The following is a 21,583-nucleotide window of genomic DNA, read 5'->3' as shown; positions in this document are numbered from 1 at the left end:
GTAGACCGCGTTGAGGCGGGACCTGGCCTCGGGCATCAGCGCGTAGACCACGTTCTGGTTGCTGATGTGCACGCCCTGCAGTGCGATGTCGATCAGCAGCAGGCCGGCGATGAACCACATCAGCGAACTGCCGCCCAGCCACAGCACGCCCCAGCTCGCGACCAGCAGGACCGCCGCCACGCCGCTGGTCGACTGCAGATAGCCGCGATCGGCGAGGCGCCCGGCGAAGCTGGCCATCAGCGCGCCGGTGACGCCGGCCAGGCCGACCAGGCCGATGGCGCCGTCGCCCAGTCCGAACGCGGGCCCCGACAGCAGCAGCGCCATCGTCGAGAACATGCTGCTGACCGATGCGAAGGCCAGGCCGCCGAGCAGCGTGCGGCTGCGCAGGCGCGGGAAGCGTTGGAGCAGGTCCACCAGCGAGCGCAACGTCTCGCCATAGCCGCCGCGCCGCGGATTGCGGGAATCGGGCAGCACGCGCCAGAGCAGCGCGGCGATGACGATCATGGCGCTGCCGGCGACGAGGTAGACGGTCGACCAGCCGCCCAGGCTGGACAGCAGGCCCGCGACGCTGCGCGCCGCGAGGATGCCGGTGAGCAGGCCGCTCATGACCAGGCCGACGGCGCGGCCGCGATGCTCGGGCGCGGACAGCGTGGCCGCCAGCGGCACCAGCACCTGGGCCGCGACGGAAAACAGCCCGGCCATCGCCGTACCGACCGCGAGCATGCCGATGTTCTGCGCGAAGCCGCTGATGAACTGGCCGATCGCGGCCAGCAGCGTCAGCACGACCGCCAGCCGGCGACGCTCCAGCATGTCGCCCAGCGGCACCAGCAGCAGCAGGCCGATCGCATAGGAGACCTGCGCAATGGTGACCGTCGACGCGGCCGTGCCCTCGCTGACCTTCAGGCCCACGGCGATGGAATGCAGCAGCGGCTGGTTGAAGTAGTTGCCCCCGGCGCACAGGCCGCAGGTGACGGCCATCAGCAGCAGGACCGGCGTGCCGATGGGCTGGTCAGGGGAACGGAGGGCGGCGGACTGCGGAGACGTCATGCGGGTACTGCGGATCGGGTACGACAGGCCGGCAGTATCGAAGCTCAAGCGGGCTTGAGGTCAAGGCGTCGCCCGATGCCTGGGCGATAGGCGGGTCGATGGCCTGACGCGCCGCGCGGAATGCGGCGCGGTGCGCCGTGTGTGCCCGGTGTACCCGGTCTGGGTGGCGTGCGCCGTGTGTGCGGTGCGCGCGCCATGCGCAAGCGGGCGCGAGGATCAGTCGGCCCGCTCCCGCGACGCGGCCGCCCGCCACCACCGCTCCATCCGCTCCGATTCCCCGTCGAAAAGGCAGCGGTGCGGCAGCGGCATGCCGCCCTTCGCGAGGGCCACGATGTAGCCCTCGCGGTAGCGGTGGAGCGCGGCGATCTCGGACCAGGCGAAACGCTTCTCGCGGCCCTTCGCGTGGCGCGTCAGGCCCTCGGCGTCGATCTCGAAGTGGCACTCGCCGACGCGCGACTGCTTGTACTGGAACAGGCCCCACAGGAAGACGCGCAGGGCGAAGGTGGAGAGCACGTTCGGCTTGCCCGGCGTCCTGCCGAGCTCACGCATCGCGGTGGGCATGTGGTCCTCCACCATGCTCCGGTACTCGCTGAAGCGGTAGCGCACGCGGAAGGTGATCGGCGGCTCGTCAACGGGCGAGCCGACCGCCGGGCCGCGCGCCTCGCCCGCGCCTGGCAGCGGCAGCACCCCGGTCATGCCGGATCCCTGCACCGACGCCAGATCGGGGCGCCGCCTCGCGGCCTCCTCCTCGGGCGACACGCTCGTGCTCAGGGCCTCGAGCATCGGAAGCGCCGGCTGCTCGATCTGCACGGCGTGCTCCGCGACGGCCCTGCGGTCGACGACGGGTTTGGGGTGGCGGAAGAAGAACATGACGCTCCAAGTCGCGATCGGATCCCGCCGCTCAAGACCGTGAAAACCCTCTCCCCCGTCATGGCGATACGGTCCGGGGCGAAAGAGATCCATCCCGATGCCCGTTGCGTACAACGAGGATCCGACCGCCGAGAGGATTCCCATGGACCGAGACGTCTCCTCCATCGCCCTGACCCTGGCCGAACGCGGCCTGCTGCCCGACCTCGCGCTGCGAGGCGGCATCCGGCGCCTGCTTCGCGCCCGACTCGACGAGTCCCGGCACGGTGACCACGAGTCGGCCGCCGAGATCACGCAGACCTTCCTCGACGAGCTCCGGCGGTCCCCGCTGGCCGTGAAGCAGGACCTGGCCAACGACCAGCACTACGAGCTCCCGCCCGCGCTCTTCGAGGCGATGCTCGGCCCGCGGCGCAAGTACAGCTGCTGCTGGTGGCCCGAGGGCGTGCGCACGCTCGAGCAGGCCGAGGAAGCCGCCCTGGCCGAGACCGCCGCCCGCGCGCAGCTGGCCGACGGCCAGCGCATCCTGGAGCTCGGTTGCGGCTGGGGGTCGCTGAGCCTGTGGATGGCCGAGCGCTTCCCCAATGCCCGCATCCTGGCGATCTCCAACTCCGCCTCGCAGCGCGGTTTCATCGAGGCCCAGGCCGCCGCGCGCGGGCTGGGCAACCTGGAGGTCCGGACGCAGGACTTCGACGGCTTCGGCGAGGACGGACGGCTCGACGGCCAGTTCGACCGCATCGTCTCGGTCGAGATGTTCGAGCACCTGCGCAACTGGCCGCGCGCCTTCGCGAAGGTCTCGCGCTGGCTGCGCGACGACGGCCGTTTCTTCCTCCACGTCTTCGCGCATCGCGAGGCGCCCTACACCTTCGAGGTCCGCGACGACAGCGACTGGATGAGCCGCTTCTTCTTCTCGGGCGGCATGATGCCCAGCGACGACCTGGCGCTGCTGTGCCAGGACGACCTGTCGCTGCTGCAGCGCTGGCGCTGGGACGGCCGCCATTACGCGCGCACCGCGGCGGCGTGGCTGGAGCGGCTCGACGCGCACCGCGCCGAGTTGCGGCCGGTCTTCGAGTCCGTCTACGGCGCGGCCCTGGCACCGACCTGGTGGCAGCGCTGGCGGCTGTTCCTGCTCGCGGTCGAGGAGCTCTTCGCCTACGACCGCGGGCAGCAGTGGTGGGTCAGCCACTACCTCTTCGCGCCGCGGCGCTGACACGCGTCCGAGGGATCGTCCGTGAACTCGACCTTCGTCTCCGTCGCCGCGCAGGGCCTGCTGATCGCCGTGGTCCTGGGCGTCCTGACCTGGCTCTGCAGCCTGCCGACCCGGGACGCCAGCCTCGCCGATCGCGTGTGGTCCGCCTTCATCGCGATCCCGGCGGTGCTCTACGTCTGGCGCTTCGGCACCGATACCCGCACGCTGGTGATGGTGTCGCTCATCGTCGTGTGGGCGCTTCGGTTGGGCCTCTACGTCACCCTGCGCAACTGGGGCCACGGCGAGGACCGCCGCTACCAGGCCATCCGCGCGAGCAACCAGCCCGGCTTCGCGCTCAAGAGCCTGTGGCTGGTGTTCCTGCTGCAAGCGGTGCTCGGCTGGATCGTCGGTTGGCCGGTGCTGGCGGCCATCGGCCGGGACAGGACCGACTGGAGCGCCTGGGACGCGATCGGTGCCGCCATCGCCGCGATGGGCCTGCTGATGGAGGCCGTGGCCGATGCGCAGCTCACGCGCTTCCGCCGTGCGCGAGGGACGGCGGATCGCGTGCTCGACACCGGCCTGTGGCGCTGGTCGCGCCACCCCAACTACTTCGGCGAATGCTGCCTGTGGTGGGGCCTCGGCCTGATGGCGCTCTCCGCCGGCGGCCTGGGCGCCGCGTGGTCGCTGGCGTCTCCGGTGCTGATGACCGTCCTGCTGCTGCGCGTGTCCGGCGTGTCGCTGCTGGAGCAGGACATCGGCGACCGTCGCCCCGCGTACCGCGACTACATCGCCCGCACCAGCGCCTTCATCCCGTGGCCGCCCAAGCGCGGGCGCTCGCCATGAGCGCCGACCGATTCACGCGTGCTCGCGGCCGCATCGCCGCCGAGCGTGCCGCGGCGTCGGCCGCCATGGCCGCAGGCATGACCCGGGCGATGGGTCGAGCGATGGGCCGGGCGTTGGGCCGGGCGTTGGGCCGGGCGACGGCCTGCGCCGCGACGGCGCTCCTTGCCGCGGTCCCGATGATCGCCGGCGCTCAGACCTGGGACTTCGAGGTCCGGCTCGACGACAAGCCCGTCGGCACGCATCGCTTCGTGGTCAGTGGCCCGCCCACCGCGCGAGCGGTCGAGAGCAACGCTCGCTTCGACGTCAAGTTGCTGGGCTTCACGGTCTATCGCTACCGGCACGAGGCGCGGGAACGCTGGCGCGGGGATTGCCTCGCCGAGATCCACGCCCGCACCGACGACGACGGCAAGGCCCGGGTCGTCGACGCCCGCGCGCCGGCACCCGCGGAGACCGCCACCGCGAGTGCTCCCGGCACTGCGCCCTCCGAAACCTCGACCACGACGAGCGCCTCGGGCCAGGTCGGCGGCGAGGTCGCGCCGATCCCGGGTTGCGTGATGAGCTACGCCTACTGGCATCCCGCCCTGGTGCGGCAGACGCGATTGCTGAACCCGCAGACGGGTCAGATCGACGACGCCCGCTTCGAGCGGATGCCCGACGCGTCCTTGCGCGTCGGGGGACGCGAGGTCCCCGCCATCCGCTGGCACCTGTCGGCGGACGCTTCGGGCACGCGACAAGACCTGACCCTGTGGCTCGCGCGCGAGGACGGCCGATGGATCGGCCTCGACGCGCGGGTCAAGGGCGGCCGCCTCCTCACCTACCGGTTGCCCTGACCCCGCCCCTGCGCCCGGTCTCCACGCCGATACCTCCTGTCCCACCCCGGATCACCGCACGACCATGATGCCCGACACCCTCACCGACAAGCCCGTCGCCCCCGCCTGGCGATGGCCACTGGCTTATGGGCTCACCGCCGTCGTGTTCCTGGCGATGGACGGCGTCTGGCTGAGCTCGACCCAGGCGACCTTCTACAAGCCCGCGATCGGCCATCTGATGGCGGCCTCGGTCGACTGGCTCGCGGTCGCGCTCTTCTATCCCCTGTACCTCGTCGGCTTGCAGGTCTTCGCGATCGCGCCGGCCTTCGGCACCGGCCGCGCCCTCACGGCCTGCCTGCGCGGCGCGCTCTTCGGGGTGATCGCCTATGCGACCTACGACCTCACCAACCAGGCGACCTTGCGCGACTGGCCCTGGCAGGTCACGGTGATCGACATGGTCTGGGGCGGCATCGTCAGCGGGGTCTCCGCCGGCGTCGCCGCCGCGCTGGCCCTGGCTACATCCCGACGAGCGATCCGAACCAGCGGGCGATGAGCCCGTCGAAGTTCAGACGCCCCTCGACGGCCGCCACGCAGATGCACTCGCTGCCGTCCTGCACCACCGGCTGGTGATGCACCTCGCCGTCGGCGAGGTCGAAATCGCCCGGCCCGAACAGCGCGCGTCCGTCGTGAAAGCGGCCGTAGAGGACCTGCGTCAGCTCGGTGCCGCGGTGCGTGTGCTGCGGCAGATACTTGCCGGCGCCGATGCGCAGCAGGAAGACATTCGCCTCCGGCGCGTCGGGCACCGTCACGCGACTCCAGCGCATGCCGGGACCGATCCAGCGCCAGCGCGTCGCGCTGCAGTCGGCCAGCGCGCGCGGCCAGGTCGCCCCGGCCGGCAAGGGCGGTGGCGCCGGCACCTTCGCCGGCCCGGTGCCATCGCCCGCGCGGGCTTCCGCCAGGCGGTCGATCCGGGCCAGCGCCTGGGCGAGCGCGTCCTCGCGCAGGGTCGCGACGGGCTCGTCCTCGAGCACCACACCGCCGACGGCGCGCAGCATCGCGACCTTCTCGCGGCAGGCGGAGCACAGCTCGACGTGGGTCTCCACCACCAGCCGCAGGCCGACGGGCAGCTTGCCGGCGACGAGCGACAGCAGCAGATCGTCGGCGGGGTGATGGCGGATGCTGTGCGGAACCATGATCAGGACTCGAGCAGCTTGCGCAGGTGGGCCACCGCAAGCCGGATACGGGATTTGACGGTGCCCAGGGGCAGACCGAGCTCCGCCGCGATGCGCGCATGGGGTTCGTCGTCGTAGAAGGACAGGCGCAGCGCCTGGGCCTGCTCGGGCGGCAGCTGCTCCAGCGCCTCGCGCACGCGGCGCGCCTGGCGGGTGGCATGGGCGTGATCCGGCACCTCGGGCTGATCGGCCGCCAGGTGGTCGGCGTCGAAGCACTCGTCGCCGGCGCCGTCCAGCCGATGCCGGCGCCCGGCGTCGACCCGCAGATGGCGGGCGATGGTGAACACCCAGGTGGACACCGCCGCCTGCGCCGGATCGAACAGCGCCGCCTTGCGCCACACCGTCACCAGTGCCTCCTGGGCCAGTTCCTCGGCCAGCGCGTCGGCGCTGCCGGTGCGGATCAGGTAGCTCTTCACCCGGGGCGCGAAGTGCGCGAACAGCTGCGAGAAGGCCTCGCGGTCGCCCTGCTCGGCCACGCGACGCACCAGCCTCGCCCAGTCCTGGGCGGGGTCCGGCGCGGCGGCGCGGTCGGGATCGGACGAGACGAGCTTCAAGCGGCGGACTCCCGGCGTCGGGGATGAGGACAGTGGATCGCCCGGCCCGGAGGCCGGGGCGTTGACCGGTCGATCGCGTTCGAGGCTGCCCATGAGCCCTCTTACGCGTCAAACCGTCGGCTGGATCATCGCTCAGCGCGATGCCAGGCCGCCAGCGCCCCGCCAGATCCAAAACGCGAGCTCGCACGTAGAAGCAGAAACCGCGAGGACCCGCCCATGAGCCGCCCCATCGCCAAGGACCACCTGCCGCCCCCGCCCGCCAGCGAGGGGCGGCCCCTGCGCATCGCCGTCGTCGGCGGCGGCATCGCCGGCCTGTCCTGCGCCTGGCTGCTGTCCGGCCGCCACCAGGTCGAGGTCTTCGAGGCCGACGCCCGGGTCGGCGGCCACAGCCACACGGTGGACGCCCCCTGCGGGGCGGAGCAGGTGCCGGTCGACACCGGCTTCATCGTCTACAACGAACCCGCCTACCCCAACCTCAGCGCGCTGTTCCAGCACCTGCAGGTGCCGACGCGGGCCTCCGACATGTCCTTCGCGGTCAGCCTGGACCAGGGCGCGCTGGAGTACGCCGGCACCGACCTGAACGGGCTCTTCGCCCAGCGCGGCAACCTGCTGCGGCCCCGCTTCTGGGCCATGCTGCGCGACCTGCTGCGCTTCTACCGCGAGGCACCGCGCGACGCGGCCGACTGCGGCGACCTGGCGCTGGAGGCCTACCTCGACGCGCGCGGCTACGGCCGCGCCTTCCGCGACGACCACCTGTACCCGATGGGCGCGGCGATCTGGTCCTCGGCGGCGGCGGACATCGGCCGCTATCCGGTCGCGGCCTTCGTCCGCTTCTGTCAGAACCACGGCCTGCTGCAGGTGTCCGGCCGCCCGATCTGGCGCACCGTCGACGGCGGCAGCCGCGAGTACGTCCGCCGCCTGACCCGTGGCTTCAGCGACCGCATCCACCGTGACGAACCGGTCAACGTGGTCCTGCGCGAGGCCGACGGTGTGCGGCTGCGCACGCGGCGCGGCGCCTGGACCGAACGCTTCGACCACGTGGTCCTGGCCGCGCACGCGGACCAGTCGCTGCGGATGCTGCTGTCGCCGACGGAGATGGAGCGCCGGCTGCTCGGCGCCTTCCCCTACACGCGCAACCTCGCGGTGCTGCACAGCGACCCAGCCCTGATGCCGCGTCGTCGCGCCGTCTGGTCCAGCTGGAACTACCTGGCCGACCGCCGGGCGGCGCACGCCGACGGGACGAGCGCGATGCCGACGGTGACCTACTGGATGAACCGTCTCCAGCCGCACCTGCCGCAGGGCGGAAACGCGCCGCCCCTGTTCGTGACGCTCAACCCCGCGCGGCCGCCGCGGCCCGAGCACCTGATCCGCACCGAGGTCTACGAGCACCCGCGCTTCGACGCCGACGCGATGGCGGCGCAGCGGGAGTTCTGGACCCTGCAAGGGCGGCAGCGCACCTGGTACTGCGGCGCCTACCTGGGCTCGGGCTTCCACGAGGACGGCCTGCAGGCGGGACTCGCCGTGGCCGAGGCGCTCGGCGGCGTGCGCCGGCCCTGGCGCGTGGCCGACGAGTCCGGCCGCATCCACCTGGCGCCGGCGGTGTCCCCATGAGCGGCGGGCCGGACTTCCGATCGGCGCTCTATCGCGGCCGCGTGATGCACCAGCGACTGAAGCCGCTGCGGCATCGGCTGTCCTACCGCGTGTTCTCGATGCTCATCGACATCGACGAACTGGCCGCCCTGGACGCTCGCCTGCGCTGGTTCTCGGTGGGGCGATTCAACCTCTTCAGCTTCCGGCCGACGGACCATGGCGACGGTCAGGCCACCGACGGCCCCGGCCTGCGCGCCCATCTCGAGGCCCGCCTGCGCGAGGCCGGCCTGCGCGGTGGCGGCGCGATCCGTCTGCTGACGCTCCCGCGCCTGCTGGGCTACGCCTTCAACCCGCTGAGCGTCTGGTTCTGCGACGCACCGGAGGGCGGGCTGCAGGCCATCGTCTACGAGGTCAACAACACCTTCGGCCAGCGCCACAGCTACCTGATCCCCGTCGACGACGCGGCGCGCGACGACGGCCCCATCGCGCAGCGCTGCGACAAGCGGCTCTACGTCTCGCCTTTCCTCGGCATGGACCTTCACTACCGCTTCCGCGTCGAACGGCCGCGGGAGGCGCTGTCCCTCGGCATCAGCGTCCACGAAGGCGCGGCGGCGCCGGGGATCGGGCACGGCGGTCTCCCGCTCGATGCGGCGCGTCACCGGGTTGCCGATGCCGATGCGGGCCGACGTTCCGATCCGGACGCCCGTGACGCGGCGGGCGCCGCCGTCCTGAACGCGCGACTGGACGCGACGCGCGGGGCCTTGACGGACGCGGCGTTGCTGCGCCTGCTGGTGGCGTACCCGCTGCTGACGCTCAAGGTGATCGTCGGCATCCACTGGGAGGCGCTGCGGCTCTGGATCAAGGGCGCTCGCCTGCAGCCAAGGCCCGACGCCCCACGCCAACCGATGACCGTCGTCCGCCCCGCCGACCCGACCTGAGGACTCCGCCATGCATGAGGACACGCTTCCGCCGCCGAGCACCGGCCCCCTGACACCACCGATGGCCGCGGCGAGCTCGACGGCCGAGCCACGACCGCTCTCCTCCGCCTGGCTGAGCGGCCTCCCGAACTCGCCCGTCGGGGTGCCGCTGCGCGCGCTGCTGACGCGCATCCAGCACGGTCAGTTGACCTTGGTGCTGCCCGGCGGCCGACGCGTCGAGGCGATGGGTCCGCTGCCCGGACCGCGCGCCGAACTGCGCCTGCATCGCTGGCGGCCCGCGCTGCGCATGGCGCTGCAGGGCGACCTCGGCTTCGCCTTCTCCTATCGCGACGACGACTGGAGTTCACCGGACCTGACGGCGCTGCTTGCCTTCGGCATCGCCAACGAGACGGCGCTGGGCGCCCTCGCCGATGTGCGCGGACCGGCGCGCTGGCTGTCGGCGATCCGGCATCGCGCCCATGCCAACACCCGGCGCGGCAGCCGCCACAACATCGCGGCGCATTACGACCTGGGCAACGACTTCTACCGCCGCTGGCTGGACGACAGCATGCTGTACTCGAGCGCGCTGTATGCGGGCGCCCCGTCGCCGGACGCGCCGCCCCGGCGGTCCATCCCTGCGACGGACGCTCCAGAGAACCGGGAGAGCCCCGACGATCTGGCGGCCCCCTCGCTCGAGGCGGCGCAGGCGCGTCGCCTGGACCGCATCGTCGCGTTGCTGGACCTGCGGCCCGGGCAGCGCGTGCTGGAGATCGGCTGCGGCTGGGGCACCTTGGCGGCGGAGCTGGCACGCCGCTGCGGGGTCACGGTGGTCGGCGTGACGCTGTCGACCGAGCAGCTCGCCTTCGCCCGGGAGCGCGCCGTGCAATGGGGCGTGGCGGACCGTGTCGACCTGCGGCTGCAGGACTATCGCGACGTCGAGGGCCAGTTCGATCGCATCGTCTCGATCGAGATGATCGAAGCCGTCGGCGAAGCCTTCTGGCCGACCTACTTCGCGACGCTGCGCGAGCGGCTGCTGCCCGGCGGCCACGCGCTGCTGCAGGCGATCACCATCGCCGAGGACCGATTCGAGCACTACCGCGCCAGCCCGGACTTCATCCAGCGCTGCATCTTCCCCGGCGGCATGCTGCCCACGCCCGAGCGCATGGCCGATCAGGCCCGGCGCGCGGGTCTGGGCTTCGCCACCGAGCTGCGTTTCGGCCGCGACTATGCCCGCACGCTCGCGGAGTGGCGCCGCCGCTTCCAGGCCGAATGGCCGGCGATCCAGGCGCTGGGCTTCGACCTGCCCTTCAAGCGGCTGTGGGAGTACTACCTCAGCTACTGCGAGGCGGGCTTCCTGGCCGACCGCGTGGACGTCGGGCTCTACCGCCTGGACCGGCCAGGCGGACACGCCGCGCCACGCCTCAGCGCGGTGGCGTAGGCCCGCGCTGGCGACGCGACGAGGTCGACGGCGTCATCCAGGAGGTCGAGGTCGAGGTCGGGGTCGAAGTGGAGGTCGAGGTGGAGGTCGAGGTCGACGAAGCGGGCTCGGCAGCGGAAGGCGCGGAGCCCGCGGGCGCGGACGGCGGCGGGGCCGCGGAGGCGCGATCCGGCGACGAGGCCGTCACCGGCGCCACGCGGGCGGCCGGACGGCGCGGCGGCGCGGCGGGCTTGGCCCGGACGGCCTGACGCGCCCTGGGATACATCGCCAGCACGCTGGCCATCGCCCCGCCCCAGACCGTCGGCTCGACGTCCAGCCACGTCGCCACCACCGGCGCGGCGAGCACCACGTAGGCGATGCCGATGTCGTTCCTGACGCGCGCGGCCTCGTCCTCGGTGAGCATGAGCAGGACGTCCGCTCGCGCCTTCCTCATGGCACTGCGTCGACGCAGGAAGCGCAGCGAGGTCCACAGCATCCACACGGCGATCGCCCAGAAGAAGCCGCCGAGCGCCACGGGCGCCCAGTGCTCGAAACCGTCCGGTGACCGCATCGCCACGTAGCCCAGCACCGCGACGACCGGTGCGGCCATCAGCAGCTGCTTCATCAGCTCGCGGGTCTCGGCGAAGTCTTTCTTGGACTCGAAGAAGCGGCCGAGCGTGTACAGCAGCAGCGCCGCCACGCCGAAGGCGGCGAAGGTGAGCCCGAGGACGATGACCTCGGAGGACTGGAGGAACTCGCGCATGGGGCGCGAGTCTCGCACGCCGGGCCGTCAGGCCATCACCTCACCCAGCGCTCGCCCGGAGGAACTCGCGCATGGGGCGCGAGTCTCGCACGCCGGGCCGTCAGGCCATCACCTCACCCAGCGCTCGCCGGTCTCGCCCGGCTCCCCGCCCTGGCCGAAGAACACCAGCGCGGCCACGGCGCCGTCGGCCTTGCGCTCGACCTTGACGAGGCCGACGTTGCCGTCCATCCCCAGGCGGTCCGGGCCGATGGGCACCAGCGTCAGGATCGGCCGCCCCTGGCGCAGCCAGCGCAGCTTGCCGTCCTGCAGCTGGATTTCGCGCTTCGCGTTCGCATCCGCCTGCTGCTGGTAGGGACCGACGTAGGCCTGGAGCTGCTCGGCGGTCTGCGACACGGGGACCAGCTCCGGATACGGCTTGCCGATGACGTAGGCCGCCAGCTTGGTGCCGGCCATGCCCATATTGAAGCCCGGTCCGTCGGTGTTGCGCAGCAGGACGATGCTGGTGCCGCTGCGCGGCAGGTAGATCAGCCGGCTGGAGAAGCCATGGATGCCGCCGCCATGCTCGAGCTTCGGTTCACCGCGCAGCGTGCCCGCCGTGATGCCGAAGCCGTAGCCGGCAGCCTTGGCCGCGCCCTGGGGAGTGATCATCTGCTCGTACATCGCGGGCGACAGCAGCTTGCCGCCGTGCAGCGCGCGGTTCCAGCGCCACAGGTCCTGCGCGTCGGAGACCAGCGCCCCCGCCGCCTGCGGCTGCGTCATGCTCAGCAGGCCCGCGATCGTCAGACCCGCGTCGCGGTCCAGGCTGTAGCCCGCCGCCATGCGCGGCACGATGCGGTCCTCGCCGGGATAGACGATCTGCTGGAGGCCGGCCGGCGCCAGCACCTGCTCCTGGATCGCCTGGTGCCAGGTCTTGCCCGTGATCGCCTCGATCACGGCGCCCACCAGCACGTAGCCCGAGTTGTTGTAGGCGTAGCGCTCGCCGGGCTTGAAGTCGACGGGCTGGTCCTTGAACTCCGCGATCAGCTGCCGGGTGTCGAGCTCGCGCCGGATCGGGTTGTTCATGTAGCCCGGAATCCCGGTGTAGCTCTTCACGCCGGAGGTGTGGTTCAGCAGCTGGCGCAGCGTGATGCCGTCGCCCTGGGGATAGTCCGGCAGGTACTTGGACAGCGGATCGTCGAGCTGGGCGCGGCCCTGGTCGATCAGCTTGAGCAGCGTGGCCGAGGCGAACTGCTTGGTCACCGAGCCGATGCGGAAGCGCTGGTCCGGCGCCAGGGGCACGCCCAGCTCGATGCTCGCCATGCCGCGGGCGCCCTGGTAGAGCAGCTGATCGCCGCGCGCGACCAGCACCACGACGCCGGGGCCGTCGGCGGCGAGCTTCTGATCGTCGAAGAGCTTCCGCACGTAGGCGCCGACCTGGGCGGCGTCCGGCAACGCGGCGGTCGCGGTGGGGCCAGGACTTGCCCCCGGGGGCGCGGTGGCGGCGGGATCCGCCGCATGGGCCAGGAAGGGCGCGGCCAGCAGGCCGGCCGTGAACAGGCGTCGAGTCCATCGCATCATCGAGTCTTCTCCCTGAGAGGTGTGGGCCGCCGTGCGGGGCCGGGGCCGTTGTGCCGGACGGTCATCCGGTGGCCGTGAAGGGCGCGCGACAGCATGCCGCCCGGGGCCGACCGGCCGTCCTCGAATGCGACGGAACGCCGTCTGGCGGCGATGAACTGCGGCGCGGGACTGCCCGCCGTTTCTGCGCCGGCACACCGCCGTCCGCATCGACCGCAAGGCAATCCGCCACGAATGGCCGCGATTCGGCTGCGATGTCATTCGGCTGTGCGATGGCGCGCTCACGCCTGGGCCGCCGCGGTGCGGGTCCGCATCGGCGCGGGGCGATCTACGCGTCTTGCGAGCGCATCGCGGCGCCGGACTTCTGGTCGGCGTCATGCACGGCCGCTACGCTCATCCGGTCACGATCATCACAGGCATCTGCCGGAGACACACATGCCCTTCCGTTCTTCCCGCGCGCTGACGCGCCGTACCGTCGTCGGCCTGGCCGCGGCGCTCTGCGGCGCCGCCGCCCTGCCGGCTTTCGCCGACGACGCCTTCCCGTCCAAGCCCATCCGCTTCATCGTCCCGTACGCGGCCGGCGGCACCACCGACCTGGTCGCGCGCACGGTCGGCGCGCACATGTCGCAGACGCTGGGCCAGACCGTGGTCATCGAGAACCGCGGCGGCGCCGGCGGCAACCTCGGCATGGACGCGGTCGCCAAGGCCGCGCCGGACGGCTACACCGTGGGCATGGGCGCGATCTCGACGAACGCGCTGAACCCGCACATCTATCGCAAGATGTCCTTCGATCCGCGCAAGGACTTCAGCGCCATCGGCCTGCTGGGCAACTCGACCATCGTGCTGGAGGTGGGCGCCTCGGTGCCGGTCAAGACCGTGGCCGAGTTGCGCGCCTGGGCCGCGAAGAATCCGGGCTCGCCCTTCGGCACCGCCGGCGCGGGGACGTCGATGCATCTGGCTGGCGTGCTGTTCGGCCAGCTGAGCCATACGGAATGGACGCACGTGCCCTACAAGGGCAGCGCGCCGCTGATCACCGACCTCATCGGCGGTCAGGTGCCGGTGGCCTTCGACAACCTGCCCGCGTCGCTGCCGCACATCCAGGCCGGCAAGCTGCGCGCGCTGGCGGTCGCGGGTTCGCAGCGCTCGCCGGCGCTGCCGGACGTGCCGACGCTGGCGGAGGCGGGGCTGCCGGGGTACTCGGTGGAGCCGTGGTTCGGGGTCTACGGTCCGGCGCATCTGCCGGCGCCGGTCGTCAAGAAGCTGCAGACGGCGCTGCAGGCGGCGCTGGCGGATCCGGGCGTGAAGGAGAAGCTCGCGGCCGCGGGGTTCTCGCCGAAGTCCTCGACGGCCGCGGAGCTCGAAGCGCTCAGCGCGCGCGAGTATGAGCGCCTGGGCAAGGTCGCCAAGAGCGCGAAGATGTCGGCGGATTGAGGCCGCACGGGCTGCCGCGCTGCGGGAGCCCCCACCCTCCCCTCGCCCTCTCCGGCCTGCGGAAGAGAGTCAGGTCTTGCCCCCTCTCCCGCTTGCGGGAGAGGGTCGGGGTGAGGGTCTTCCGGCTCAGAGCCTCTGACTCACCGTCAGCTTGACGTTGCGCCCCGGCGCATAGACCGCCTCGGCCAGATACGGCTGCACGCTGCGGTTGAACAGGTTGTCGACGCTCAGCATCACGCGCGACTCCGACCACCTGCCCTTCCCCTGCCACTGGGCGAAGAGCCCATGCAGGCCATAGCCCTTGGACCGCGGCAACGCATACGCCACGATCTCGTCGTCCGGCACCTTGTTCTGCGCCGCGACGAACTTCCCTTGCCAGCCGGCCGCGAGCCCCAGCGCGGGCCACTTGCCGCCGATCACCACCACGGCCTTCGGTGCGCCGATGTCGATCAGCGGCTGGTTCTTGTCCGCCCACGGATTGCGGATCGAGCCGCGATGCTCCCCCCGCATCCACGCCATCGACAGGCTCGCGAAGCCGCCCCGCTGCTCGTAGTGCGTCTCCGCCTCGACGCCCTCGCTGCGATACCCCGGGAGGTTGCGATAGAACGGCATGTTGGGCGGCCGCTCGGTGCCGGGCTCCACGAAGATCCCGAAGCGCTTGTGGATGTTGTCGTGCACGAGGTTGCGGAAGACCGTGACCGTCGCCGCCAGCGCATCGCCCTGCGCCAGCCAATCGCCGCGCTCGTACTTCGCGCCGCCGCGCAGCGCGGTCACCCGCTCCTTGCGGAGTCCGCGGCTCGTGGCCGGCGCGCTCGACGCGGCGGACTGCACCTCGAAGAGCTCGTCGATCACCGGCGCGCGCCAGGTCCGGCCGGCATCGGCGAAGAGCGCCGTGCGCGTCGTCGCCTGCCAGCTCGCCGACAGATGCTGCGACCAGCCGCGGTGGTAGACCGTGCGGTAGTCATGGCCCGCCTTCGGGTCGTTGTAGCGCGGCGCGACGTTGGGCTGCCCCGCCGTGCGCACCTCGTCGTAGCGCAAGCCCGGCGTCAGCGTGAACGCGCCCCAACGCAGCTCGTCCTCGAGCCAGCCCGAGACGGTGCGCTGCTCGCCGGACGGCATGTAGTAGGGCTGGAACCAGCCATAGTGATAGCTGGCGTCGGTCGTCTTCGTGTGCAGGAACATCAGCGTGTCGCGGTCGTGGCGCTGGGCCTGCAGCCCCGTCGCCAGCGTATGACGGAGGCTGCCGGTCTCGAAGCGCGCGGTGTTGCTGACATCGAGTTGCCGATCGCGATAGCTCGCATGGCTCTCCTTGCCCAGGCTCGCGGCGAAGTCACTGGTGATCGAGTCGGGCCGCGAGTCGTCCTGCTTGCTCGACGACTGCGTGAGCCGCACCGCCAGGTCGATCAGCGGGTTGGCCGTCGGCGCCCAGGTCCACAGCAGCGATTGCGTGCGGTCGACCTGATCGCGCCACAGCACCTTGCGCAGCCAGGCTTCGCGCTCGCCATACCGGGCGATCTCGGCGGGCGTGGGCGCGGGTACCTCGTCGCGCTTGGCGGCGAAAGGCGCCCAGGCCTTGCCGCGTCCCTCGATGTCGGACAGCGTCAGTCGCGCCTCCCCGAGGTTGACCGTGAGCTTCGCGAGCACGGACCGGCTGTGGGTCTCGGAGAACTCGTAGACGCTGCCGTCCGCGCGCGTCTGGTCGCCGGAGTCCCGACCGGTGACGGCGATCAGGAATTGCCAGGGCAGCGCGGTCCCCGGCTCCGAGCGCGCGAACAGGCTGCCCGAGCCGATGCGCTGGTCGTCGTTGCTGGCGAAGCCCAGCTTGACCAGCCCACCGACGCGCTCGCCGGGGCGCAGCAGGTCCTCGGCATCCTTGCTCTCGACCAGGATGGTCCCGCCGAAGCCGCCGTTGCCGTAGCGGACCGAGTGCGCGCCCTTGTCGACGGTGATGCGCTTGATCAGCTCGGGCTCGATGAAGATCGATCCCTGCCGGTACTTCTCGAAGCCCTTGTTGGCTCCGTCCAGCTGGACGCGGATGTCCTCGACATCGCCGAAGCCCCACATGTTCAGGCTCTGGCCGCCGGGGCGGAAGCTGCCGTTGAGGTCCACGCCCGGGAGGTTGTCCAGCAGCTGCTGGACGCTCAGCGCCTGCTGGCGCTCGATCTCGTTGGGCGTGATGCTGGTCTTGCCCGGCGCGACGCTGCGCACGCCGTAGATGGTGACCTTGCCGAGGTCGGTGGCGGCGTCCTGGGTCCGGTTCGCGGTGGTCGTGCTGGCGGTCGTGCTGGCGGGCGAAGAGGCTTCGGAGGCGGCCGGTCCGGCGGCCCAGGCGGTGGCGCCGATCAAGGCGCCGAGGAGGGGGAGGAGCTTGAAGGACCCGGAATTGACGGTTCGGTGTTTTCTATTTTCTTGATGCACGACAGACACTTACAACACAGATGCGAATTATTCGCAAAAAGTGTAGCAGCGCTTGTCGGGTCTGTGAACAGGGCGTGAAGAAAGACCCTCACCCCAACCCTCTCCCGCAAGCGGGCGAGGGAGCAAGACCTGTCCCCTCACTCGCCAGCTGACGCATAAGCAAGACCTGGCCCCAGTCTCGAGGATCCTTGGAGCAACGTTGCTCGGTGCCTCGCAGCTCCCTCTCCCGCTTGCGGGAGAGGGTGGGGGTGAGGGTCTTCGCGCTCTCAGACCGCCACCATCCTGCGCATCGCCACCAGCTCCTTCGGCGGCGCGACGAAGGCACTGAGCCGGTCCGCGGTCGCGGCGACCGCCGAGGCCGTCTCCAGGTTGCGCCGCGACGCGCCCTCCGATTCCAGCGTGGCGCGGTTGACCTCCGACAGCGCCGTCTCCAGTTGCTGCGCGGCCGTGGACTGCTGCAGCGTGGCCATGCGGATCTCGCGACTGGCGGTGTCGGACGCGACGACGCGCGCGGCGATCAGATCGAGCGCGGCATCCACCTCGCCGAAGAGCGTGGAACTGGCCTCCACCGCCTTGAACCCGGCCTCGGTGGACATGATGGTCGCGTTGGACGAGTTGCGGATGGACTCCAGCTGCGACTTGATGTCCATCGCATCGGTCCGCATCTTCTCGGCCAGGCGCCGGATCTCCTCGGCCACGACCTGGAAGCGCTGCCCCGCCTCGCCGGCGGCGAAGGCCTCGATGGTGGCGTTGATGGCCAGGATGTTGGTGCGCTCGGCCAACTCCTCGACCGTGGTGAGCACGGTGGCGGCGCCCTGCACTTCGCGGCCCAGCGCGGTCATGTGCTCGACGACGCGGTCGATCTGGCCGCGCATCGCGCCGACGGTGTCACGGGCACGCAGCATGGCCTGGCTGCCGGCCTGCGCGGCGCGGGTGCTGGCCGCGGCGATGTCCTCGACCTCGGACGAACGCTGCGCGATCTGCTTCGCGGCGGCCTGCACCTCGTGCATGGTCGACGACAGCTGGACCGCCGCGGAGGCCGTCTCCTTGGCCGCCCCCGCCTGCAGTTGAGAAGAGGCCCGCAGGTCCCGCACCTGGCCGGTGAGCTCCATCGCCGCGCCGCCGATGGTCTGCATCAGCCGGCGCTGCAGCGCGACGCCGATCCAGGCGACCAGCGCGAGCCCGGCGACCACGCCGCCGATGGACACGCGCTTCACGAGCCGGGTGGTGTCGGTCATCTCCGCGGTGCGCGCGTCCAGCACGGCCACCTCGGCGGCCTCGAGGTCCGACAGCCGCTTGCGCAGGGTCTCCAGGCGGCGGCGGCTCTCGGCGGCCTTGGGATGGCGGGTGACCTCGTCCAGCGACAGCGTGGCGCGCTGGGCGATGCGCTCGCGATAGAGATTGATCAGCCCGGGGACGTCCTCGTCGACGGCGTCCATCACGGACGCGTGCTCCATCCAGATCGCCGAGGCTTTCATCGCGGCGAGGCGCTCGCGAATGTCGAGCACGGCCTTCTCGAAGGGTTCGAGGTAGACGCGGTCGTTGGAGAGGATGTAGGAGCGCTGGGTGGTGTCGGCGACGGTCAGCGCGTCCGCGAACGTGGTGAGGTCACGCAGGGCCTGGTGGCTCTGGTTGGCGCGGGCGGAGGCGTGCTCCATCAGGAAGGCGCTGCGCACGGCGAGCCCACCGACGATGCACAGGACCGCGAACGCGAGCGCGAAGCCGATGGCCAGGCTGCGGCCGTATGTCTTCATGGGATCCTCCCTTCGGACACCTCCCTGACGGTGCCGGGTCGAGGTGGACTCTAAGGGAGATACTCCCCCGATGTCCACGATCCGCCGCCTCCCTCCCCCGTCCGACAGCCGCCTCGCGGCGGAATACGCGGCCGCCTCCCACACGGATGCCTTCGCCATCACGCTCAAGGACGACGCGCCCGACGACGCCGTGGCGCTCGCGCGCGCGGTGCTGGAACACCCGCCGGGCTGGTTCCGGGTTCTGCTCGGCATCCGCGACGCCATGGTCAGGCCGCTCGGTCTGAAGACGAGTTCGGCGATGCGGGCGCACCTCGCCGCCAACGGCATCGCGCACGTCGGCATGTTCCGCGTGCTGTCGTCGACGCCGGAGGAAGTCGTCTTCGGCGAGCAGGACAAGCACCTGGACTTCAAGCTTTCCATCCTGATCCACCGCCCCGCCGGCGCCGCGCACCGCGAGGCGGTCGCCACGACGACTGTCCGCTGCCACAACCTGCTCGGCCGCTTCTACCTCGCGGCGATCATGCCGGGGCATGTGCTGGCGGTGAAGTCGCATCTGGCCGCGGCGGCGAAGCTGCACGGCGTCGCCTGATCCAGCCGGCTCGAGGCGTTCAAGGGAGCGCCCGGGCCGACGCATCCCGCGTGGCCCGGCGCCCAGGGCTCACGCCCCCTGGTGCGTCGCCTGCTCCTGGGCCTTGCGGCCCGCGGTGAGCCACAGGATCAGCGCGAACACGGCGCCGGCGACGCTGGCCAGACCGAAGAACAGCATCATCGATTCGTAGCCCGCCGGGTTCTGGGCGCTCGCGCCGGCGCGGTCGTTGAGCCAGCCCGCGACCACGTTGGCGCCACCGATGCCGGCGTTCTGCGCCACCCACATCAGGCCGATGGCCGTGCCGAAGCGGGCCGGCGCCACCAGCTTGCTGGTCAGCGGCCACATGACCGCCGGCACCAGCGAGAAGCTGATGCCGATCAGCGCCGTCGAGATCCACAGGCTGGCCGAGGTCAGCGCCATCGTCGCGATCGCGATGGGCAGCAGCAGCGCGCCGAAGGCCAGGAAGGGCGCGTAGCGGCCGACGCGGTCGCACAGCCAGCCGAAGGCCGGCGTGGCGAAGACCGCCGCCAGGAACACATAGCTGTTCATCGCGCCGGCCGAGGCCAGGTCCAGCCCGTGCACGTGCTGGAAGTACTTGATCGAGAAGGTGCTGCGGAAGGCCAGGATCACCGAGTACCAGAGCACGCACAGCGCCAGCAGGTACCAGTAGGCCTTGCCGAAGTGCAGCAGGTCGCGCAGCACGAAGGGCTGGGACTGCTTCTCGGCGGCGCCCTTGTCGGCGACGCGGCGGTCGATCCACCAGTACAGCACCGCGGCGACGAAGGACGCGAAGGCCGCGGCCGCCGCGATCAGCAGGGGCGGCTGCCAGCCCGCCGCGTAGGCATGGGCGAACCAGGTCGGCGACATGTCCGAGGAGAAGGAGCCCAGGCGCCCGATGGACAGCGTCAGGCCCATCGCGAAGGCCACGTTGCCGCCGACGAAGTACTGCGCCAGCACCGCCAGCGTCGCGATGCCGAAGGTCTCCGCGCCGATGCCGAACAGCAGCCGCCCCGCGGCCATGCCGAAGAAGTCCGGGCTGAAGGCGGTGAGCAGCGCGCCGGCCAGGCAGATGGCCGAGGTCCACACCGTCACGCGCGCGGCGCCGAAGCGGTCCACCAGCACGCCGCCGACCAGGATCAGCAGCACGTTGGGCAGGTTGTAGATGGCGTTGAGCAGGCCGACCTGGGTGTCGGTGAAGCCGCGCTGGCTCTGCAGCGCGTCGGCCACCGGGCCGATCGAGTCGTAGACGTAGTAGTTGCCGTACAGCGCCGCCGCCACCAGGGCGCAGATCAGCCACGCGGTGCCGCGGCTCGGGGTCTTGTCGTTCATTCGGAACCCTTGGAATTCGCTTGCGGTCGTCGATGGACCGAAGGGGCGGATTCTCGGCCAAGTCCCCCGCCCGCCCGGCCCGGCCACCCCCGTGATTTCCCCGGATCGCCCCGCGACGCGAGGCCCGCGCGTGAAGCCCGCGTGAGCGCCGGGTCGCCTCCCAGTTCGGGCGAGACCCGGCGGGAAGGGCGGGATGCGCGGGCCGCGCATCGCCCCGTGCGGTAACGGCCGGTAAGCGGCGCCGGGACGACGCGACATTCAGCGACGCGTACACCCTTCGGTGGGGAGCGGACGGCCACACATTTGCGCTATGGTCGCCGCCGTTTCCGCTTTCATCGCAGACGCTGCGCCCAGGAGATCGACATGGCCATCGCGCGCTTCCCCCATTACCGCCGCTCTTCCCTGCCCCGCGCGGGCTCGATGCTGGCCCTGGCCGCCGCCGTGGGGCTGGCGGTGACCTTGCTCGCGGGCTGCGGCAAGCAGGGCGCGACGCTGGGCGAGGGCAGCTCGGAGATCACCGGCTCGGCCGGCCCCGCGGGCGCCAGCAAGGCCAATCGCGAGCTGATGAAGTGCGACGCGCCGGTGGCGACGCTGGCGCTGGTCGAGAACCCGAACGGCTACACGATCTCCGGCGCCAACGGCCTGCCCAACACGCCGCTGCCGCTGGTGCGGCTGCTGGCCCAGCAGAGCGGCTGCTTCCGCGTCGTGGATCGCAACTCGGGCCTGAAGGCGACGATCAAGGAGCAGGAGCTCAAGGACGCCGGCGTGCTGCGCAGCGAAGGCAACACCGTGCACAAGGGCCGCGGCTACGAGGCGCAGTACACGCTGATCCCCAGCCTGACCTTCAGCGAGCAGGACGCGGGCCGCCAGGTGGGCGGCATCCTGGGCATGATCCCGGTGCTGAACAAGTTCGTCGGCGCGGCGGAGCAGATCAAGCTCAAGGAAGCGCAGGTGGCGCTGCTGCTGACCGACAACGAGACGACCGAGCAGGTCGCCGCGGCGACGGGCTCGGTGCGGGTGACCGACCTGGGCATGGGCGGCCTGGTGCTGGGCAAGCTGGGCGGCGCCGCAGGCGCCGGCTGGGCCAACAGCAACGAGGGCAAGGTCATCGCCGCCGCCTTCCTCGACGCCCACAACCAGCTGGTGACGCAGGCGAGGATGCTGCAGGCGAAGGAACTGCCGGATCCGGTGCCGATGAAGAAGACCGGCGACGGCGCCAAGAAGGCGGCGACGGGCGCTTGAGAACCCCTCTCCCACTGCGTGGGAGAGGGGCAGGGGGTGAG

Annotated in this window: 18 protein-coding genes and 1 pseudogene; 10 read left to right on the top strand and 9 right to left on the bottom strand. The window is 71.5% G+C overall.

Annotated elements, in window-relative coordinates; genetic code table 11:
• Nucleotides 1–42 precede the first annotated feature (42 nt).
• Nucleotides 43–978: pseudogene (locus MCHT01_RS13435) on the bottom strand (MFS transporter); the annotation flags it as partial.
• 285 nt (nucleotides 979–1,263) lie between these two features.
• Nucleotides 1,264–2,061: a YcxB family protein gene (locus MCHT01_RS13430; protein ID WP_148661524.1), complete on the bottom strand. Its 798-nt coding sequence runs from the start codon at nucleotides 2,059–2,061 to the stop codon at nucleotides 1,264–1,266.
• Between MCHT01_RS13430 and MCHT01_RS13425 the strand changes: the two genes are divergently transcribed.
• The 4 genes from MCHT01_RS13425 to MCHT01_RS13410 all read left to right on the top strand — a co-directional run bounded on the left by MCHT01_RS13425 (nucleotide 2,060) and on the right by MCHT01_RS13410 (nucleotide 5,305).
• Nucleotides 2,060–3,121, top strand: a complete 1,062-nt coding sequence (locus MCHT01_RS13425; protein WP_067065860.1) for an SAM-dependent methyltransferase — start codon at nucleotides 2,060–2,062, stop codon at nucleotides 3,119–3,121. The two genes, MCHT01_RS13430 and MCHT01_RS13425, sit on opposite strands and share 2 nt — an antisense overlap.
• A 21-nt stretch (nucleotides 3,122–3,142) precedes the next feature.
• Nucleotides 3,143–3,943: a DUF1295 domain-containing protein gene (locus MCHT01_RS13420; protein ID WP_067065859.1), complete on the top strand. Its 801-nt coding sequence runs from the start codon at nucleotides 3,143–3,145 to the stop codon at nucleotides 3,941–3,943.
• Nucleotides 3,940–4,773: a DUF6134 family protein gene (locus MCHT01_RS26755; protein WP_169806131.1), complete on the top strand. Its 834-nt coding sequence runs from the start codon at nucleotides 3,940–3,942 to the stop codon at nucleotides 4,771–4,773. Before MCHT01_RS13420 ends, MCHT01_RS26755 begins: the two co-directional genes overlap by 4 nt.
• A gap of 67 nt (nucleotides 4,774–4,840) precedes the next feature.
• On the top strand, nucleotides 4,841–5,305 hold the full coding sequence (locus MCHT01_RS13410) for a DUF2177 family protein (protein WP_067065869.1): 465 nt from the start codon (nucleotides 4,841–4,843) through the stop codon (nucleotides 5,303–5,305).
• Here the strand turns inward: MCHT01_RS13410 and MCHT01_RS13405 are convergent.
• Together MCHT01_RS13405 and MCHT01_RS13400 are read right to left on the bottom strand one after the other, a co-directional pair.
• Nucleotides 5,268–5,945 carry a ChrR family anti-sigma-E factor gene (locus MCHT01_RS13405; RefSeq protein WP_067065857.1) on the bottom strand — a complete coding sequence of 226 codons (678 nt, stop codon included), beginning with the start codon at nucleotides 5,943–5,945 and terminating at the stop codon, nucleotides 5,268–5,270. The genes MCHT01_RS13410 and MCHT01_RS13405 overlap by 38 nt on opposite strands.
• A gap of 2 nt (nucleotides 5,946–5,947) precedes the next feature.
• Complete coding sequence (locus MCHT01_RS13400) at nucleotides 5,948–6,538, bottom strand: sigma-70 family RNA polymerase sigma factor (RefSeq protein WP_067065856.1); 591 nt, start codon at nucleotides 6,536–6,538, stop codon at nucleotides 5,948–5,950.
• A gap of 216 nt (nucleotides 6,539–6,754) precedes the next feature.
• Between MCHT01_RS13400 and MCHT01_RS13395 the strand changes: the two genes are divergently transcribed.
• From MCHT01_RS13395 to MCHT01_RS13385, 3 genes are read left to right on the top strand one after another with little or no spacing between them, the layout of a single operon-like run.
• On the top strand, nucleotides 6,755–8,149 hold the full coding sequence (locus MCHT01_RS13395; RefSeq protein ID WP_067065855.1) for an NAD(P)/FAD-dependent oxidoreductase: 1,395 nt from the start codon (nucleotides 6,755–6,757) through the stop codon (nucleotides 8,147–8,149).
• Nucleotides 8,146–9,066 (top strand): DUF1365 domain-containing protein, encoded by a 921-nt coding sequence (locus MCHT01_RS13390; RefSeq protein WP_067065854.1) that lies wholly within the window; start codon nucleotides 8,146–8,148, stop codon nucleotides 9,064–9,066. The genes MCHT01_RS13395 and MCHT01_RS13390 overlap by 4 nt, the downstream gene beginning before the upstream one ends.
• A gap of 10 nt (nucleotides 9,067–9,076) precedes the next feature.
• Entirely contained in the window at nucleotides 9,077–10,483 is a 1,407-nt protein-coding gene (locus MCHT01_RS13385) for an SAM-dependent methyltransferase (RefSeq protein WP_067065853.1), read from the top strand.
• Here the strand turns inward: MCHT01_RS13385 and MCHT01_RS13380 are convergent.
• Both MCHT01_RS13380 and MCHT01_RS13375 read right to left on the bottom strand, forming a co-directional pair.
• A complete protein-coding gene (locus MCHT01_RS13380; RefSeq protein ID WP_067065852.1) occupies nucleotides 10,467–11,225 on the bottom strand; it encodes a hypothetical protein in 759 nt (252 codons plus the stop codon). The two genes, MCHT01_RS13385 and MCHT01_RS13380, sit on opposite strands and share 17 nt — an antisense overlap.
• A 108-nt stretch (nucleotides 11,226–11,333) precedes the next feature.
• Nucleotides 11,334–12,782 (bottom strand): serine hydrolase domain-containing protein, encoded by a 1,449-nt coding sequence (locus tag MCHT01_RS13375; protein WP_067065851.1) that lies wholly within the window; start codon nucleotides 12,780–12,782, stop codon nucleotides 11,334–11,336.
• 432 nt (nucleotides 12,783–13,214) lie between these two features.
• Here MCHT01_RS13375 and MCHT01_RS13370 point away from each other — a divergent pair, with 432 nt between their 5' ends.
• Nucleotides 13,215–14,210: a Bug family tripartite tricarboxylate transporter substrate binding protein gene (locus tag MCHT01_RS13370; protein ID WP_067065850.1), complete on the top strand. Its 996-nt coding sequence runs from the start codon at nucleotides 13,215–13,217 to the stop codon at nucleotides 14,208–14,210.
• A gap of 126 nt (nucleotides 14,211–14,336) precedes the next feature.
• Here the strand turns inward: MCHT01_RS13370 and MCHT01_RS13365 are convergent, their stop codons facing one another.
• A complete protein-coding gene (locus MCHT01_RS13365; protein WP_067065849.1) occupies nucleotides 14,337–16,556 on the bottom strand; it encodes a TonB-dependent receptor domain-containing protein in 2,220 nt (739 codons plus the stop codon).
• Between the two features lie 338 nt (nucleotides 16,557–16,894).
• The gene (locus tag MCHT01_RS13360; RefSeq protein WP_067065848.1) at nucleotides 16,895–18,382 is read right to left on the bottom strand and encodes a methyl-accepting chemotaxis protein; all 1,488 of its coding nucleotides are present in this window, start codon (nucleotides 18,380–18,382) and stop codon (nucleotides 16,895–16,897) included.
• Nucleotides 18,383–18,452: 70 nt separating this feature from the next.
• On the opposite strand from MCHT01_RS13360, the gene MCHT01_RS13355 reads away from it, so the two are divergent.
• A complete protein-coding gene (locus MCHT01_RS13355) occupies nucleotides 18,453–18,971 on the top strand; it encodes a DUF2867 domain-containing protein (RefSeq protein WP_067065847.1) in 519 nt (172 codons plus the stop codon).
• 69 nt (nucleotides 18,972–19,040) lie between these two features.
• On the opposite strand, the gene MCHT01_RS13350 is transcribed toward MCHT01_RS13355, so the two are convergent.
• The gene (locus tag MCHT01_RS13350; protein WP_067065846.1) at nucleotides 19,041–20,300 is read right to left on the bottom strand and encodes an MFS transporter; all 1,260 of its coding nucleotides are present in this window, start codon (nucleotides 20,298–20,300) and stop codon (nucleotides 19,041–19,043) included.
• A 420-nt stretch (nucleotides 20,301–20,720) separates the two neighbouring features.
• Between MCHT01_RS13350 and MCHT01_RS13345 the strand changes: the two genes are divergently transcribed.
• Nucleotides 20,721–21,542: a CsgG/HfaB family protein gene (locus tag MCHT01_RS13345; RefSeq protein ID WP_067065868.1), complete on the top strand. Its 822-nt coding sequence runs from the start codon at nucleotides 20,721–20,723 to the stop codon at nucleotides 21,540–21,542.
• Nucleotides 21,543–21,583 lie beyond the last annotated feature (41 nt).

It is taken from the genome of Mitsuaria chitosanitabida ATCC BAA-476 = NBRC 102408 (genome assembly GCF_001598255.1).
GTDB classification, from domain to species: domain Bacteria; phylum Pseudomonadota; class Gammaproteobacteria; order Burkholderiales; family Burkholderiaceae_C; genus Roseateles; species Roseateles chitosanitabidus.
Note: the sequence above shows the minus strand (reverse complement) of the source record. Positions and strands in the feature narration are given on the sequence as shown.

Excerpts from the sequence above, each read along its gene's own strand:
- MCHT01_RS13425 (WP_067065860.1), top strand. The coding sequence starts at position 2,060 with ATGGACCGAGACGTCTCCTCCATCGCCCTGACCCTGGCCGAACGCGGC.
- MCHT01_RS13395 (WP_067065855.1), top strand. The coding sequence starts at position 6,755 with ATGAGCCGCCCCATCGCCAAGGACCACCTGCCGCCCCCGCCCGCCAGC.
- MCHT01_RS13350 (WP_067065846.1), bottom strand. The coding sequence starts at position 20,300 with ATGAACGACAAGACCCCGAGCCGCGGCACCGCGTGGCTGATCTGCGCC.
- MCHT01_RS13360 (WP_067065848.1), bottom strand. The coding sequence starts at position 18,382 with ATGAAGACATACGGCCGCAGCCTGGCCATCGGCTTCGCGCTCGCGTTC.
- MCHT01_RS13390 (WP_067065854.1), top strand. The coding sequence starts at position 8,146 with ATGAGCGGCGGGCCGGACTTCCGATCGGCGCTCTATCGCGGCCGCGTG.
- MCHT01_RS13345 (WP_067065868.1), top strand. The coding sequence starts at position 20,721 with ATGCTGGCCCTGGCCGCCGCCGTGGGGCTGGCGGTGACCTTGCTCGCG.
- MCHT01_RS13410 (WP_067065869.1), top strand. The coding sequence starts at position 4,841 with ATGCCCGACACCCTCACCGACAAGCCCGTCGCCCCCGCCTGGCGATGG.
- MCHT01_RS26755 (WP_169806131.1), top strand. The coding sequence starts at position 3,940 with ATGAGCGCCGACCGATTCACGCGTGCTCGCGGCCGCATCGCCGCCGAG.
- MCHT01_RS13355 (WP_067065847.1), top strand. The coding sequence starts at position 18,453 with ATGTCCACGATCCGCCGCCTCCCTCCCCCGTCCGACAGCCGCCTCGCG.
- MCHT01_RS13405 (WP_067065857.1), bottom strand. The coding sequence starts at position 5,945 with ATGGTTCCGCACAGCATCCGCCATCACCCCGCCGACGATCTGCTGCTG.
- MCHT01_RS13380 (WP_067065852.1), bottom strand. The coding sequence starts at position 11,225 with ATGCGCGAGTTCCTCCAGTCCTCCGAGGTCATCGTCCTCGGGCTCACC.
- MCHT01_RS13370 (WP_067065850.1), top strand. The coding sequence starts at position 13,215 with ATGCCCTTCCGTTCTTCCCGCGCGCTGACGCGCCGTACCGTCGTCGGC.
- MCHT01_RS13430 (WP_148661524.1), bottom strand. The coding sequence starts at position 2,061 with ATGGGAATCCTCTCGGCGGTCGGATCCTCGTTGTACGCAACGGGCATC.
- MCHT01_RS13375 (WP_067065851.1), bottom strand. The coding sequence starts at position 12,782 with ATGATGCGATGGACTCGACGCCTGTTCACGGCCGGCCTGCTGGCCGCG.
- MCHT01_RS13385 (WP_067065853.1), top strand. The coding sequence starts at position 9,077 with ATGCATGAGGACACGCTTCCGCCGCCGAGCACCGGCCCCCTGACACCA.